We start from the raw sequence: 15,732 nt of genomic DNA, 5'->3' as shown, positions 1-15,732 counted from the left end.
ACAACTTCATCCTGGTTTTTTTCCGCCCCCCCTTGGGGGGGCCCCCCCCCCGCGGGGGGGGGGGGGGGGGGGGGGGGGGGCCCCCCCCCCCCCCCCCCCCCGCCCCACGTACTCCTCGCCCGTCAGGCCCGCGCCCTCAGTCCACCAGCCCCTTGAGCCCCGTCGCCGTCCCGATCGTGACCACGAGCGCGCCCGGCGTACGGGCCAGGTCCCGCGCCACGGCGGACCCGACGGCGGAGGACGGCTCCAGGACCAGGCCCTCCGCCGCCAGCCTCCGGTGCTCCGCCGTGATCGCCTCGTCGTCCAGCGCGACGGCCGTGCCCGCGGTGCGCCACAGCGCGTCGAGCCCCTGCCAGCAGGGCCGCTCCTCCCCGAGGGAGAACGCCACCGTCGGCCCGTGCGCCACCCGCGTACGCTCCTGGTCCGCGCGGTCCTGGCAGCGCAGCGCGGCGGTGAACGGCGCCGCGGCGGAGGGCTCCGCGGCCACCAGCCGGGGCTCATGGGCGATCAGTCCCGCGGCCGCCAACTCCCGGAAGCCGCGGCCGACTCCGGCCAGCAGATCCGCCCGGCTGGTGGGCACCACCACCACATCCAGCCGCTGCCCGGCGAAGTCCCGCGCCAGCTCGTAGGCGACCGACTTGTACCCCTCGTTGGCATACGGATTCCCGCCCGGCGAGGGCGAGGAGTAGCTGGTCAGCGGGTACCACTGGTGTTCCTCGACGGCGCGGGCCATCGCCGCGTTCCGGGCGGCGGTGGTGCCCGGCTGCACCCTCCGCTCGGCGCCCAGCGCATCGATCTGGGCCCGCAGCCCCGCCGGCACCGCCTCGTTGGTGAACACCACACAGCGCAGCCCGGCCCGCGCCGCATACGCCGCGGCCGCCGCCCCCGCATTGCCGGAGGACGCGGCGACCACGGTGCCGGCTCCGGCTGCCACCGCCGCGGCCACGCCGACGGCCATCGCCCGGTCCTTGTGGGAACCGGTCGGGTTCGCGCCCTCGTACTTGAGCCACAACTCCCCGCCGGCACGGCTCTCTTGGGTCCCGTCCGGGTCGCTCCGCAGCCGGACGCACGGGGTGTTGCCCTCTCCCAGCGTGACCGGGGGGCCGGGCACCGGCAGCGCCGTCGGCAGGCCCCATGGCCCGCCCGGATAGGCGGCGAGGTCCACACCGGCCAGCTCCGCGAGCGGCGGCATCGTATTGACGCCGATGCCCTCCGCGGCGCAGGTCGGGCAGCCGGTGAAACCCTCCGCGGCGCGGGCGCAGCGCAGGCAGTGCAGAGGTGGTCGTGAGGTCACCGTGGCTCCAGGGATCGGTTCGGCATCGACTCCGAAAGGTAACAGGTGAAGGTGGTCTTGGCCCCCTACGGTTTCCGTGGGTCTGGCCGTCCGCCCTGAGCTGACGTACCGTCAACTCCCGCCGCGGGGACCGGACCCCGGGCGACGCCCTGCCGACCGCGCGCCCAGGAGGAGACCGTGCCCGACCGCCCGATCGCGCTCGACGAGTACCCGATACACCAGGTCCCGCTGTCCATGCGGCATGTCGCCACCGGCGACCGCAACGCCTACGACCGGTGCATCTTCCACGTCATGGACCACTCCGGCCGCGCCCTGCTGATCGCCGGCCTCGGCGTCTATCCCAACACCGGCGTCATCGACGCCTACGCCACCCTCCGCCTCGGCGACCGGCTGCACGCCGTACGGGCCTCCGACGCACTCGGCGACGACCGCCTCGCCCTCACCGTCGGCCCGCTCACCATCACCGTTGAGGAGCCGCTCGCCCGCCTCCGGCTGACCTGCGCCGCGGACCCCGGCGACCCGGACGGCCTGGCGTTCGACCTGACCTGGACCGCGGCGTTTCCCGCCACCTGGGAGCCGCACCACACCCAGTACCGCGGCAACCGGTTGCTGCTCGAAGGCCGGCGGTTCGTCCAGGCGGGCACCTGCAGCGGCAGCATCCGCGTCGCCGGCCGGGAGCTCGCCGTCACGGCGGGGGAGTGGACCGGCACCCGCGACCGCAGCTGGGGCGTACGTCCGATCCCCGGTGAGGACGCCGGGCGGGCGGCCGAGGAGCTACGGCCCGAGGGCTTCCACTGGATCTGGTGCCCGGTGCGCTTCGACGACCGCTTCGTGATGGTCATCGTCCAGGAGGACGCCGACGGCCATCGCACCCTGAACGAGGCCACCATGGTCCGCGACGGCGTCCACGATGCCCAACTCGGCTGGCCGCACACGGACATCAGCTACCGCCCCGGCACCCGCCACCCCGAACGCGCCGTCATCCACCTCACCGACCCCGCCCGCAAGCCCCTCGAACTCACCGCCGAGATCCTCACCTCCTCACCCCTCGCCGTGGGCGCCGGCTACCCTCCCCGAAGCTCCCAACTCAGTTCGGGCAGGGGGGACCCGCACGCCGACGACTGGCAGCACGGCACCTGGCAGGGGCGCGGCTGGACCGATCGCCGCAGCTACGACCTCGCCGACCCGGCCGCCCACCCCCATGCCGCCTACGGAGTCACCGACCACGCCGCCCGCTTCACCCTCAACGGCCGGACCGGCTACGGCATCTTCGAGCACGGCAGCTTCGGCCGGCACGACCCGAGCGGCTTCACCGGCTATGACTCCGTCGCGGGGGAGGCCGGAAAGTGACCACGGCGCCCCGGCCCCGCACCACCACCCGCGACCCCGAAGCGCTCGCCCGCCGGCTCACCACCTGGCTCGGTACCCGGATCCCCGGCGCCCGCGCCGTCGCCGTGACCGTCCCGGACTCCAACGGCATGTCCAGCGAGACACTGCTCTTCGACATCGACCACCCCCGGCCGCCGTCCCCCACGCTCCCGGCCTCTTCCCCAGGCTCTCCACTCCCCTCGAACCGGGGGAACCCCCACGAGCGAGGAGGGGCGCCCACGGCCTGCGCACTGCGCCTCGCCGCCGACCCCGCCGCGTACACCGTCTTCCCGCGGTACGACATGGCCCGGCAGTACCGCACCATGCGCCTGGTCGCCGAGCACACCGACCTGCCCGTGCCCCGCACCCTCTGGCTCGAAGAGGACCCGTCGCATCTCGGCGCGCCGTTCTTCGTCATGGCCCGCGCCGCCGGCCGCGTCCCACCGGACGTCATGCCCTATACGTACGAGGGGAGTTGGCTGTACGACGCCACCGACGCCCAGCGCGACCACCTGGAAGCCGCCAGCCTCTCGGTCCTCGCCCGACTGCACGACCAAGTCCCGTCCGGCGCGGCCGACTTCCTCGCGACCGCGGGGACGGGAAGTGCGCTGCAGCGTCATATGGAGGCCCAACGGGCCTACTACCACTGGGTCGTTGAGGGGCGTCCTCGCTCCCGGCTCATCGAGCGCGGTTTCGCCCGGCTGGCCGACCACTGGCCCTCGGACCCCGGTGAGACCGTTCTGACCTGGGGCGACGCCCGGATCGGCAATATCGTCTACGACGGCTTCGAGCCGGCGGCCGTACTCGACTGGGAAATGGCCGCCCTCGGCCCCCGCGAACTCGACCTGGGGTGGATGGTCTTTCTCCACCGCTTCTTCCAGGACCTCACCGAGAGCAGCGGCCAACGGGGACTGCCCGGATTCCTGTGCCGCGACCGCATCGAGAGCCGCTACGCCCACCTCACCGGACACCGGCCCCGCGATATGGACTTCCACACCCTCTACGCGGCCCTGCGGCACGCCATCGTCATGCTGCGAGTGGCCTACCGCCGGGTCCACTTCGGCGAGATACCGGTCCCGGCCGACGCCGATGCGCTGATCCTGCACCGGGACACCCTGGAAGCGATGATCGAGGGCCGCTACTGGTGAAGCCGGGCGCCAGTCGCACGGGCCCTGGCGCCGGGACGCTCAGGAGAGCGGGCGCATCCCCGGCACCCGGACCGGGCGGGTCCCGGGCCCGCCGAGGTGCGAGAACGGCTGGCGGCGCCAGTCCAGGCTCTCCGGGAGGGTCAGCAGCATGGCCGCGTCCTGCTCCTGGGTGTCCAGGGTGTCAGCGGTCTCCGGAGCCTCGGACACCGTCCGCCCGGAGCCGTGGCACACCGTCAGACCGAACGGATCCCAGGGCGAGGCGCACAGTGCGTGCTCCGGGAGCGTGTCCTCGTCCGCCAGCAGCGCGATCGGCTGCAGGCAGTCGGGGCAGGTCACGCGGTAGATCTCGTAGGTGTCGAAAGTGTCGTCCGCACCGTCGTCGCCGGAGCTGCCGGGACTGTCGCCCTCCTGGGTGCCGATGTGCGCAGCAGTGGAGTCCTGCTTAAGGCGTCGCATGATGTCCATCCCCCTCGGGTGGGCCGGTCGTACCGCTGACTTCCTGTGACGGGCGGTCCCGGCCACCAGCAGCAATTCCCTTCATGCCGCACGCATAATCGCCGGCACCCCATCGACACCGGGTCACACGTGTGGCATTGGTCACATGGACCGGCGCGGGGGTGTCCACGATCCGGCGCGCGGTGCGCATACGCCCCCGCGCGCAGTAGGTTGAGCGGGTGGAGGAGTTGGACCGACAAATCGTGGATCTGCTCGTCAAGGACGGGCGGATGAGCTACACCGACCTGGGCAAGGCCACCGGCCTGTCCACCTCGGCGGTGCACCAGCGGGTGCGCCGTCTCGAGCAGCGCGGTGTCATCCGGGGCTATGCCGCCATCGTTGACCCCGAAGCCGTGGGCCTGCCGCTCACCGCCTTCATCTCGGTCAAACCCTTCGACCCCAGCGCGCCGGACGACATCGCCGACCGCCTTGCCGAGGTCCCCGAGCTGGAGGCCTGCCACAGCGTCGCCGGCGACGAGAACTACATCCTCAAGGTCCGGGTCGCGACCCCGCTGGAGCTGGAGCATCTGCTCACCCGCATCCGCACCCTCGCGGGCGTATCGACCCGCACCACGGTCGTGCTCTCCACCCCCTACGAGGCCCGCCCGCCGCGCATCTGACCGGCAATCGCCCCCTGCGCGCGGCCCGTCCGTCGGCAGGGGCCAAACTGTCCGGTATGAGCGAGCACCTTCCCGACCCGGCCCGGCAGCACCTTTCCCGCCCGGCCCGGCAGCACTTTTCCCGCCCGGCCCGGCCCCGTACGGTCCTGCTGCGCGGCGGTGAGGTGCACAGCCCCGCGGACCCCTTCGCCACCGCCATGGTCGTGGAAGGTGACCGCATCGCCTGGGTAGGCGAGGAGGGCGCGGCCGACTCCTTCGCCGAGGGTGTGGACGAGGTCATCCAGCTGGACGGTGCGCTGGTCACCCCGGCGTTCACGGACGCACATGTGCACACCACCGCGACCGGCCTCGCCCTCACCGGCCTCGATCTGGTCGGCGTCGGCACGCTTTCCGGCGCGCTCGCCCGGATCCGTGCCTACGCGGACGCGCGCCCCGCGGACCGGATTCTGCTCGGACACGGCTGGGACGCCGCCGTCTGGCCGGAGGGGCGCCCCCCGTCCCGCGCGGAGCTCGACGAGGCCACCGGTGGCCGTCCGCTCTATCTCACCCGTGTCGATGTGCACTCCGCGGTCGTGACGACGGCGCTGCTGGATCTGGTCCCCGGTATCCGCGAGCGGGACGGGTTCCACGACGGTGCCCCGCTCACCGGTGCCGCCCACCACGCGGCGCGCAAGGCCGCCTACGCCACCGTCACCCCCGCCCAGCGGGCCGAGGCCCAGGCGGCCGCGCTCGCCCGCGCCGCCTCGCTCGGCATCGGCAGCATCCACGAGTGCGCGGGTCCCGACATCTCCGGCGAGGACGACTTCACCGGGCTGCTCGCCCTCGCCCGGCAGGGCAACGGCCCTCGTGTCCGCGGCTACTGGGCAGAGGTGATCGCATCCGCAAAGGACGCGGAGCGGGTCCGTGAACTCGGGGCCATCGGCGCCGCGGGCGATCTGTTCGTCGACGGCTCGCTCGGATCGCACACCGCCCATCTGCACGCCCCCTACGCGGACGCCGGCCACACCGGCGCAGCCCAGCTCGACGCCGAGGCCGTCGCCGCCCATGTCGCCGCCTGCACCGAGGCGGGGCTCCAGGCGGGCTTCCACGCCATCGGCGACGCCGCCCTCACCGGCGTCGTCGCCGGGGTACGCGCCGCCGCCGACCGGGTCGGCCTGGACCGTGTCCGCGCCGCCCGGCACCGCGTCGAGCACGCCGAAATGCTCACCGAGCACACCATCGCCGGCTTCGCCGACCTGGCCCTGACCGCCTCCGTCCAGCCCGCCTTCGACGCGGCGTGGGGCGGCGCGGAGGGCATGTACGCCGCCCGCCTGGGCGCCGACCGGGCCCGCACCCTCAACCCGTACGCCGCGCTGCTCAAGGCGGGCGTCCCGCTCGCGCTCGGGTCCGACAGCCCGGTCACCCCGCTCGACCCCTGGGGCACCGTGCGCGCCGCCGTCTTCCACCGCACCCGCGCCCACGGCATCTCCGCCCGCGCCGCGTTCACCGCCCACACCCGCGGCGGCTGGCGCGCCATCGGCCGGGACGACGCGGGCGTCCTGGTGCCCGGCGCCCCTGCCGACTACGCGGTCTGGCGCACCGGCGATCTGATCGTCCAGGCACCCGATGAGCGGGTGGAGCGCTGGTCCACCGACCCCCGCTCCGGCACCCCCGGCCTGCCCGATCTCACCCCCGGCAACGACCTCCCGGTGTGCCTGACCACGGTCGTCGGCGGGCGAACGGTCTTCGGGCCGCCGAACGAGTGACATCGCGCGGGCAGGTGCCGGCGCGGGCTGCGCTTGCCGCTCCTTGCCCCACTTGAGGGCGCTCGCGGCTGACCTGGGACGACGCGAAAACGACGCAGGCGGAGCACCTGTTGACAGCAGGCGGTCGACGGCCGGTAGGTTCGGCCGAGTCCACCACAGGACGTCCGACCGGGAGACCTCCGCGCAGTCGTCGAACGCAGCTGGGCCATGGGGCGGTGCGCCACTTGGGCACACCACCACTGGGAGCCAGGTCCAGCACCAGCGACACGGGGCGACGGAAAGTTTCGGCCGGTCGGCAGGTGCGACCCGGGTGGGGCCCGGACGCTCAGTAGACAACGGCTCTCGGTCGACCCGCAGCCAGCGGGTCCCAGGTCGGCCCGAAGGGCACCGGGCCCCTATCCGCACCGCCGCCCGCCCGCACCCTCCCGCGGTGCCCCCTTCACCTTTTGTGCACCCCATATCCGCAATCCCGGCCTCCCGATGTACGGTCAGCTCACCACCGCACGACCTGCAGGAAGGCCCGCGACCGTGCCATCGGGTTCCGACACCACCGAAGAAGCCGTCAGCGGCACCTCGCCCGACGGCCCGGTGCCACGTGCCGAGACGGGTTCCGCTGACGCACCCCCGCGCCCGGGACGGGCCCGGCGCCTCGCCGCCCTGGTCCGCCGCGAGGCGCTGCGCACCGGCCTCGCGGCCGTCTGTGGCATCGCGCTCGGACTCGCCTTCCCGCCGTACGACCTGTGGCCGCTGTCCCTGGTGGCCGTCGCCGCGCTGTCGCTGCTCACCCGTGGCCGGACCGCCCGGCAGGGCGCCTGGACCGGCTTCGCGTTCGGGCTGCCGTTCTTCCTGATCCTGCTGAAGTGGCTGCATGTCGTCGGCTGGGACGCCGTGTTCGGCCTCTCGGTCGCCGAGGCGCTCTTCGTGACGCTGCTCGGCGCGGCGCTCGCCGTCACCTCCCGGCTGCCCGGCGGACCGCTGTGGGCCGCCTGCCTCTGGGTCGCCGAGGAATGGGCCCGCGACCGGTTGCCGTTCGGCGGTTTCCCGTGGGGCCGGCTCGCCTTCGCCAACACCGGCTCGCCGTTCACCCCGCTCGCCGCGCTCGGCGGCGCCCCGCTGGTGACCTTCGCCGTCGCGCTGGCCGGCGCGCTGCTCGCCGCGTGTGCGGCCACCCTCTGGCAGCTGCGCGACAACGGTTCGCTGCGCCGGGCCGTCCCGGCCATGGAAGCGTTCGGGCTCGCCGCCGCGGTGACCCTGGCCGGCGTCCTGGTACCCGTTCCCACGAAGGCCGATGACACCGTCGACATCGCTGTCGTCCAGGGCAACGTCGAGCAGCCCGGCATGGACTTCCTGGGCCGGCCCATGATGATCACCGACAACCACGCCACCGCCACCGAGAAGCTCGCCGCCGACGTCAAGGCCGGCCGGGCCAAGAAGCCGGACCTGGTCATCTGGCCGGAGAACTCTTCCGACCTCGATCCGTACAGGTATCCGCAGGCTTACGACCGGATCGACGAGGCCGTGAAGGCCATCGGCGTGCCCGTCCTCGTCGGCGCCCTGATCGACCACCCCTCCAAGAAGGGCTATGTCTTCAACGAGGGCATCGTCTGGGACCCGAAGAAGGGGCCGGGCGCTTCCTACACCAAGCAGCACCCGGTGCCGTTCGGCGAGTATGTGCCGTTCCGGGAGCAGCTCAGCAAGATCATCACGCGTTTCCAGCGGGTGCCCCGCGACTTCTACCCCGGTGACCACACCGGCGTTCTCCATGTCGGCCCCGCCCGGCTCGGCGACGTCATCTGCTTCGAGGTCGCCTACGACCAGATCGTGCACGACACCGTCGACGCGGGCGCCCGCGCCCTGGTGATCCAGACCAACAACGCCACCTACGGCCGCTCCGGCCAGCCCGAGCAGCAACTGGCGATGTCCAAGCTGCGCGCCGTCGAACACGGCCGTGCCGTGGTCACCGCGGCCACCAGCGGGATCAGCGCGGTGGTCGCCCCGGACGGCAAGATCACCCACCGGATCCCCGAGTTCACCCAGGGCGTGGTCTCCGCGCGTATTCCGCTGCGCGACGAAACGACGCTCGCCGACCGCGTCGGTGCCGCTCCTGAGTGGGCGCTCGCTATCGTGGGGCTTCTGTCCTGCGCCGCCGCGGTAGTCGTCGGCCGGCGCGGGCGTACGAAGGACGAGAAGGGGCAGCAGTGACAGACGGGCAGCGGCGGTACGGTCCGCTCGGCACCACGTTGGTGATCATTCCGACCTACAACGAGGCGGAGAACATCAAGCCGATCGTCTCGCGGGTGCGGTCCGCCGTCCCCCAGGCGCATGTCCTCGTCGCGGACGACAACAGCCCCGACGGCACCGGCAAGCTCGCCGACGAACTGGCCGTCGGCGACGAGCAGGTCCATGTCCTGCACCGCAAGGGCAAGGAAGGCCTCGGCGCCGCCTACCTCGCGGGCTTCCGCTGGGGCATCGACAACGGCTACGACGTGCTGGTCGAGATGGACGCCGACGGCTCGCACCAGCCCGAGGAGCTGCCGCGGCTGCTCACCGCCCTCAAGGGCGCCGATCTCGTCCTCGGCTCGCGCTGGGTGCCCGGTGGCCGCACCGTCAACTGGCCCAAGTACCGCCGGCTCATCTCCCGTGGGGGCAGTACGTACTCCCGGCTGGTGCTGGACCTGCCGCTGCGCGACATCACCGGCGGCTACCGGGCCTTTCGCGCGGCGGCCCTCGAGGGACTGGGCCTGGACGACGTGGCCTCCCAGGGCTACTGCTTCCAGGTCGACCTCGCCCGCCGTGCCGTGCAGGCCGGGTATCACGTCGTCGAAGTGCCGATCACCTTCGTCGAACGGGAGCTGGGCGACAGCAAGATGAGCCGTGACATCGTCGTGGAGGCGCTGTGGCGGGTCACGGCGTGGGGTGTCGGCTCCCGGGTGGACAAGATCCGCGGCCGCTGACGCCGGACCCGCGCCGGCCGCCCGGAGGCGATCCCTCCCGCGACCCTTGAGGTGATCCCTCCCGCGACCCTTGAGGTGATCCCTCCCGCGACCCTTAGGGGATGCGGCGAAGCGGGCCAGGCACACTTGAGGCATGACGTTCGGAGCCACGCCACCGCCGAGTCCCCGCCCGCCCCAGCGCTCGCGCGCCCGCCGGTTCGTCCCCTTGGCCATCGCCGCCTGGATGGTGCTGGAGATCTGGCTGCTGACCGTGGTCGCGGGGGCTACCAACGGCCTGACGGTATTTCTTCTGCTGGTCGCCGGGGTGATCGTCGGCGGTTATGTGGTCAAGCGGGCCGGCCGCCGCGCCTGGCGCAACCTCACCGAGAGCTTGCAGACCCCCGGCGACCCGGCGGCCGGCAACTCCACCTCGTCCGGCAACGGCACCTCCCGCGACGGCAAGCCGGGCAGCGGCAACACCCTTCCGATGGCCGGCGGGCTGCTGCTGATGATCCCCGGGCTGGTGTCCGACGCACTGGGGCTGCTCTGCCTCTTCCCCCCGACCGGCAAGCTGATCCAGCGCCGTGCCGAGAAGCTGCTGAACCGGCGGGCGGGCCACACCCCGGGCTCGTTCGGCGACGCCTTCCAGCAGGCCCGGATGCACCGGCCTGACGGCAAGGTCGTCCAGGGGGAGGTCATCCGCGACGACGAGCCTTCTCCGCCGCGCCGCCAGGACCCGCCGCTGACGGGCTGAGCACGCCGGTGACCGTGGCGTACGGGCCGAGGACGCAGCAAGGGCCGGGGCCACTGCGAAGTGCAGTGGCCCCGGCCCTTCGTGCTGCTTGGCGCAGGTCCGTTGTCAGGCGGACTTACGGTTGGTGTCGCGCGGATGCACGGCAATGTTCATGGTGCCGGAGCGCAGGACGGCCAGCCTTTCGGCCAGCACCTCCTCGAGCTCCTCGCGGGTGCGCCGCTCCATGAGCATGTCCCAATGCGTACGCGCGGGCTTACCCTTCTTTTCCTCAGGGCCATCGCCATCCACCAGAAGCGAAGGTGCACCGCATACCTTGCACTCCCACTCCGGCGGAATCTCGGCCTCAACCGAGAACGGCATCTCAAATCGATGTCCGTTCTGGCATGCGTACTCCACCGCCTGGCGCGGGGCCAGGTCGATGCCGCGGTCGGTCTCGTAGCTGGTCACCACGAGTCGCGTGCCGCGGAGAGCTCGCTCACTCATGAATCGTGCCTCCCGGGCTTGTCGCCCACAGGACAGGTGTCGCTGTCGTCGTCATCCGGTCAACGTCCGGTCGGCGGTGAAGATTCCCGTAATCGTGATTCGGGACATGCGCCCACCCGTCGCCCACCACCGCCCATGATGGAGGCGCTGTGTGCCGCTGCCTTCCTTCGTGCCGCCCCTTGTTGTACCCACCAGCGCCCGGTTTGTCACATCTGGCAGCAGATGTCACCCAGCGCCATCCTTAGTTGAGCGCGCAGTAACGGTCCGCCTGGTGAGCCAAAGGCGTACACTACCCGCCCGCACGCCCTGGGACTAAATCCGGTCAGGCACAGGATTTCCGGCCGCGGCGATCGCCCGCCCCACCGGCACCCTCGCCAACAGGACAAAACCGATCACAAAGAACGCCACCAGGGACACAATGGCGTCCCGGTAGCTCCCGGTGAGTTGAAAGGCCACCCCGAACACCAGCGGTCCCAGCCAGCTCACGCCCCGGTCGCTCATCTCGTACGCGGAAAAATATTCCGCTTCTTTGCCGCGCGGCACCAGATGGGAGAAGAGCGAACGGGACAGCGCCTGGCTTCCGCCCAGGACCAGTCCGATGCCGACGGCCAGCCCGAAGAACCACCCGGGTGCCTTCGCGGGCAGGAAGTAGCCGGCCGCGATCGTCAGCACCCATGCCACCAGGGAGCCCAGGATCGTCCGCTGTGCGCCGTACCGTCCGGCCAGGCGCCCCATCAGCAGGGCGCCCGCCGCGGCCAGCACCTGGACCAGCAGCACCGCCACGATCAGCGTCGTCTGGTCCAGGCCGAGTTCCTCGGACCCGTACACGGACGCCTGGGTGATCACCGTCTGCACGCCGTCGTTGTAGACGAGATAGGCCAGGAGGAAGGAGAGGGTGAGGGGATGGCGGCGCATCTCGCGCAGCGTCCTCCGCAGCTGCTGCCACCCCTGGCCGAGCGCGGCGCCGGCCGGCCCCGTGGTGACGGCCGCCCGCCGGTCGCGCAGCCGGCGCAGCGGAATCACCGAGAAGGCGCCCCACCACAGCCCCGCCGACGCCAGACAGATGCGCACCGCGGTGCCCGTCGACAGGCCGAAGGAGTCGTGCGCGCCGTAGAGCACCAGGTTGGCGACCAGGACCAGGGCCCCGGCCGCGTAGCCGAACGCCCAGCCACGGGAGGAGACCGCGTCCCGTTCGTCGGGCCGGGCGATCTGCGGCAGGAAGGAGTTGTAGAGCATCATCGACACCACGAACGACACATTCGCGATGACCAGCAGCGCCCCGCCCAGCAGATAGCGCTCGCCGCCCAGGAAGAACATCCCCGTCGTCGCCACGGCGCCCGTGTAGGCGCAGCAGCCCAGCAGCGGCTTCTTGCGGCCGGTCCGGTCGGCCAGTGCCCCGGCGAGCGGCATCGCCAGCACCGACAGCAGCAGCGAGGCGGACACAGCATACGCATAGAAGGAGCCCGCGCGCACCGGAATGCCCAGGGGGTGCACAAAGCCGTCCGCGTCCGCCGCGGCCTTCGCCACCGAGGTCAGATACGGCCCCAGGAACACGGTCAGGACGGTGGTCGAATAGACGCTGTTGGCCCAGTCGTACCAGTACCAGCCGCGCTGTTCACGGCGTCGGGCCGCCGTCTCGTCGACGTCCTCGGCCACGACTTGTGCGCTCTCCACGCCCACCCCGTCTTCCTGTCCCCGTTCACGGCGGCGGACGACGGCCGACGGACCCGGGTACCGGGGTGTCCGCACCTACCGTCCGGCTCGCGACATCCCCCAGGCCGTGGCCTAGACCCAGCACCCTCGCTCGGTCAGCACCGTCCGCAGCGTCTCGATGTGGTCCGTCATGATGCCATCCACCCCGAGGTCCAAAAGCGCCGCCATCCGATCCGCGTCATTGACCGTCCAGACATGGACCTGCATGCCCAGCGCATGCGCGGCGCGCAGGAAGAGCGGGTCGACGACGGGGATGCCCGACTGCCGCTCGGGGACCTGTACGCAGATCGCGCTGCGCCGCACCGCCGCACCCAGCAGCCGGTCCAGCGGCAGCACCCCGCGGCCGTACGACCGGAGCCGCAGACCGGCCACGCCACGCGTGCCGAGCGAGCTCGCCATCCGCCGTCCGGCCAGCCGCTGGGCCCGGGCCACCCGGGCCTCCGAGAACGAACCGACGCACACCCGGTCCCAGGCTTTCGTGCGGCGCAGCAGGCCGAGCAGCGGCGCGAGCGCGGCCTCCGCCTTGAGGTCGACGTTCCAGCGTGCCCCGGGGAACTCCTCCAGCAGCTCCTCGAACAGCGGCAGCGGTTCCTGGCCGCCGACCCGGGCCCGGCTCACCGCCCGCCAGGGGAGCTGCCCGATCGCGCCGCGGGTGTCGGTGACGCGGTCGAGCGTCGCGTCGTGGAAGGCGACGAGCTTTCCGTCCGATGTGGCATGCACATCGGTCTCCAGGTAGCGGTAGCCGAGGCCGACCGCGCGGCGGAAGGCGGCGGCGGTGTTCTCCAGGCCCTCGGCTGCCCCGCCCCGGTGGGCGAAGGCGAGCGGCACGGGGTGGTCGAGATAGGCGTGGCGGGTGCGTATCGCTGAGGTCACTCCGGCAGTATTGCGTGCTCGGGTGAAGGCCCTCCGCGGGCCACCACCTGCGACGGCTTCGCGGGCCCGTCCTTGATCGCGAAGCCGCGGAGGAAGAACTGCGCCAGCGGTCCGATGGCCAGCGCATAGACCACCGTGCCGGCCCCGACGGACCCGCCGAGCAGGAAGCCGGCCGCCAGCACCGTCACCTCGATGCAGGTCCGCACCAGCCGCACCGGACGGCCGGTCCGCAGATGCAGCCCGGTCATCAGCCCGTCGCGCGGCCCCGGGCCGAAATCGGCGGCGATGTACAGACCGGTCGCGGCACCGTTGAGGAGCACGGCGCCCGCCAGCAGCGGGATACGGGCGCCCAGCGAGTGCAGCTCCGGTGTCCAGGCCAGCGTCGCGTCCATCACCAGCCCGAGGATCACCACATTGGACACGGTGCCCAGGCCGGGGCGCTGGCGCAGCGGGATCCACAGCAGCAGGATCAGCGCGCCGGACACGATGGTGACCGTGCCGATCGACAGTCCCGTATGGCGGGATATGCCCTGGTTCAGCACGCTCCATGGCTCCAGGCCCAGCCCGGCCCGCAGCATCAGCCCCATGCTCACGCCGTACAGCGTCAGTCCCGTGTAGAGCTGGACCAGCCGGCGCACCGGCAGTCCCCTCCCCGGGCCGGCTTCCCCGAATATGGACACGATTTTTCCCCCTCCTGGCAGGATTGGACCGACGCATGACACCATGTGGCATGTCCGGGCTCGGGAAGTAGAGCCAATTCGGGGAAGGTGGACTGATCTTCATGGCTCAGTGGACTTCAGCGGTGGGTGCGCCCCAACTCGCCCGGCTGCTCCGGTCGCAGGACCCGCGCGATGCCCAACTCACGGCCGCCGGGCGCCGGTTGCCCGCCTATCGCAGCCTCGCCGACGGCGTCCGCCTGCTCGTACTGGAGGGCCGGGTACCGGTCGCCGCGCGGTTGCCCGCCGAGCGCGAGCTGGCCGCGGCCTTCGGTGTCAGCCGCACCACCGTCGCCGCTGCCTACGAGGCGCTGCGCGCCGAGGGATTCCTGGAGTCCCGGCGCGGCTCGGGCAGTTGGACCGCCGTCCCGGCCGGTAACCCGCTGCCCACCCGTGGCCTGGAACCGCTGCCCCCGGAAGCCGCCGGCTCCATGATCGACCTCGGCTGTGCCGCCCTCCCGGCTCCCGAACCCTGGCTCACCCGCGCCGTCCAGGGCGCCATGGCCGACCTGCCGCTCTACGCCCACACCCACGGCGACTACCCGGCCGGTCTGCCCGTCCTGCGCCAGGCCCTCGCGGACCGCTACACCGCCCGCGGTATCCCCACCATGCCCGAGCAGATCATGGTGACCACGGGCGCGATGGGCGCGGTGGCCGCGATCTGCCGGCTGTGTACGAGCCCCGGCGAGCGGGTGGCCGTCGACTCCCCGTCGTACGCCAATATCCTCCAGCTGATGCGGGACGCCGGCGCCCGGCTCGTCCCGGTCGCGCTCGCCGACAAGCTGGCCGGCTGGGACATCCCGGCCTGGCGCCAGGTGATGCGTGATGCCGCGCCCCGTATGGCGTATGTCGTCGCCGACTTCCACAACCCCACCGGCACCCTCGCCACCGAGGAGCAGCGCCGACGCCTCGTCGATGCCGCCCGGTCGGCCGGCACCCTGCTCGTCGTCGACGAGACCATGACCGAACTCCAGCTGGACCAGGACACCGCACCGCCCCGTCCGGTCTGCGCGTTCGACCCCGCCGGCAGCGCGGTGATCACCGTCGGCTCGGCGAGCAAGGCGTTCTGGGCCGGGATGCGGATCGGCTGGGTGCGCGCCGCCCCCGACATCATCCGCAGTCTGGTCGCCGCCCGCGCCTACTCCGATCTGGGCTCACCGGTACTCGAACAGCTCGCCATCGCCTCGCTCCTGGAGACCGGCGGCTGGGAACAGGCCGTCGACATCCGCCGCGAGCAGGCCCGCGAGAACCGCGACGCGATCGTCGCCGCGCTGCACCGGCACCTCCCCGACTGGGAGTTCAGCGTCCCCCGCGGCGGCCTCACCCTGTGGGCGCGTACGGGCGGACTCTCCGGCTCCCGGATCGCCGAGGCGGGGGAGCGGCTCGGGGTGCGGGTGCCCTCCGGCCCGAGGTTCGGTGTCGACGGCGCCTTCGAGGGCTTCGTACGGCTGCCGTTCACGGTCAACGGAGCCGTCGCCGACGAGGCCGCGGTCCGGCTGGCCGGCGCCGCGCAACTGGTCGCGACGGGCGCACCGGTGGACACCGAGATGCGGCATACGTTCGTGGCCTGACGGCAGACCGGTGGGCGGG

General features: G+C 72.3%; 14 protein-coding genes. 8 read left to right on the top strand and 6 right to left on the bottom strand.

Annotated features, from left to right (window positions below; all coding sequences use genetic code 11):
- Positions 1 to 136 precede the first annotated feature (136 nt).
- Positions 137 to 1,294 carry a pyridoxal-phosphate dependent enzyme gene (locus ACWGI6_RS10555; protein WP_453267121.1) on the bottom strand — a complete coding sequence of 386 codons (1,158 nt, stop codon included), beginning with the start codon at positions 1,292 to 1,294 and terminating at the stop codon, positions 137 to 139.
- A gap of 177 nt (positions 1,295 to 1,471) precedes the next feature.
- On the opposite strand from ACWGI6_RS10555, the gene ACWGI6_RS10550 reads away from it, so the two are divergent.
- Both ACWGI6_RS10550 and ACWGI6_RS10545 read left to right on the top strand, forming a co-directional pair.
- Positions 1,472 to 2,644, top strand: coding sequence for a hypothetical protein (locus ACWGI6_RS10550; RefSeq protein WP_453267120.1), 1,173 nt, complete (start codon positions 1,472 to 1,474; stop codon positions 2,642 to 2,644).
- The gene (locus tag ACWGI6_RS10545; RefSeq protein ID WP_453267119.1) at positions 2,641 to 3,810 is read left to right on the top strand and encodes a phosphotransferase family protein; all 1,170 of its coding nucleotides are present in this window, start codon (positions 2,641 to 2,643) and stop codon (positions 3,808 to 3,810) included. Before ACWGI6_RS10550 ends, ACWGI6_RS10545 begins: the two co-directional genes overlap by 4 nt.
- Positions 3,811 to 3,849: 39 nt before the next feature.
- Here the strand turns inward: ACWGI6_RS10545 and ACWGI6_RS10540 are convergent, their stop codons facing one another.
- Positions 3,850 to 4,275 (bottom strand): hypothetical protein, encoded by a 426-nt coding sequence (locus ACWGI6_RS10540; protein ID WP_453267118.1) that lies wholly within the window; start codon positions 4,273 to 4,275, stop codon positions 3,850 to 3,852.
- A gap of 209 nt (positions 4,276 to 4,484) precedes the next feature.
- Here ACWGI6_RS10540 and ACWGI6_RS10535 point away from each other — a divergent pair, with 209 nt between their 5' ends.
- The 5 genes from ACWGI6_RS10535 (at position 4,485) to fxsA (ending at position 10,357) form a co-directional block, all read left to right on the top strand.
- Positions 4,485 to 4,925 (top strand): Lrp/AsnC family transcriptional regulator, encoded by a 441-nt coding sequence (locus tag ACWGI6_RS10535; RefSeq protein WP_026170119.1) that lies wholly within the window; start codon positions 4,485 to 4,487, stop codon positions 4,923 to 4,925.
- A gap of 56 nt (positions 4,926 to 4,981) precedes the next feature.
- Entirely contained in the window at positions 4,982 to 6,670 is a 1,689-nt protein-coding gene (locus ACWGI6_RS10530; protein WP_453267117.1) for an amidohydrolase, read from the top strand.
- 528 nt (positions 6,671 to 7,198) lie between these two features.
- Positions 7,199 to 8,872, top strand: a complete 1,674-nt coding sequence (lnt, locus tag ACWGI6_RS10525) for an apolipoprotein N-acyltransferase (protein ID WP_453267116.1) — start codon at positions 7,199 to 7,201, stop codon at positions 8,870 to 8,872.
- Positions 8,869 to 9,624, top strand: coding sequence for a polyprenol monophosphomannose synthase (locus ACWGI6_RS10520; RefSeq protein WP_453267115.1), 756 nt, complete (start codon positions 8,869 to 8,871; stop codon positions 9,622 to 9,624). The genes lnt and ACWGI6_RS10520 overlap by 4 nt, the downstream gene beginning before the upstream one ends.
- A gap of 133 nt (positions 9,625 to 9,757) precedes the next feature.
- Entirely contained in the window at positions 9,758 to 10,357 is a 600-nt protein-coding gene (fxsA, locus tag ACWGI6_RS10515) for an FxsA family membrane protein (protein WP_453267114.1), read from the top strand.
- 105 nt (positions 10,358 to 10,462) lie between these two features.
- Here the strand turns inward: fxsA and ACWGI6_RS10510 are convergent, their stop codons facing one another.
- The 4 genes from ACWGI6_RS10510 to yczE all read right to left on the bottom strand — a co-directional run bounded on the left by ACWGI6_RS10510 (position 10,463) and on the right by yczE (position 14,106).
- A complete protein-coding gene (locus ACWGI6_RS10510; RefSeq protein ID WP_006601711.1) occupies positions 10,463 to 10,840 on the bottom strand; it encodes an RNA polymerase-binding protein RbpA in 378 nt (125 codons plus the stop codon).
- Positions 10,841 to 11,152: 312 nt separating this feature from the next.
- The gene (locus ACWGI6_RS10505; RefSeq protein WP_453267113.1) at positions 11,153 to 12,514 is read right to left on the bottom strand and encodes an MFS transporter; all 1,362 of its coding nucleotides are present in this window, start codon (positions 12,512 to 12,514) and stop codon (positions 11,153 to 11,155) included.
- Positions 12,515 to 12,625: 111 nt separating this feature from the next.
- On the bottom strand, positions 12,626 to 13,426 hold the full coding sequence (locus tag ACWGI6_RS10500) for a glycerophosphodiester phosphodiesterase family protein (RefSeq protein ID WP_393905784.1): 801 nt from the start codon (positions 13,424 to 13,426) through the stop codon (positions 12,626 to 12,628).
- Complete coding sequence (yczE, locus tag ACWGI6_RS10495; RefSeq protein ID WP_453267112.1) at positions 13,423 to 14,106, bottom strand: membrane protein YczE; 684 nt, start codon at positions 14,104 to 14,106, stop codon at positions 13,423 to 13,425. The genes ACWGI6_RS10500 and yczE overlap by 4 nt, the downstream gene beginning before the upstream one ends.
- 101 nt (positions 14,107 to 14,207) lie before the next feature.
- On the opposite strand from yczE, the gene ACWGI6_RS10490 reads away from it, so the two are divergent.
- Positions 14,208 to 15,713: an SCO1417 family MocR-like transcription factor gene (locus tag ACWGI6_RS10490; protein WP_453267111.1), complete on the top strand. Its 1,506-nt coding sequence runs from the start codon at positions 14,208 to 14,210 to the stop codon at positions 15,711 to 15,713.
- The last annotated feature ends 19 nt before the right edge of the window (positions 15,714 to 15,732 follow it).

The organism is Streptomyces sp. NPDC054786, from assembly GCF_053611685.1.
The sequence above is the reverse complement of the archived record's forward strand: the minus strand, read 5'-3'. Positions and strand labels throughout refer to the sequence as shown.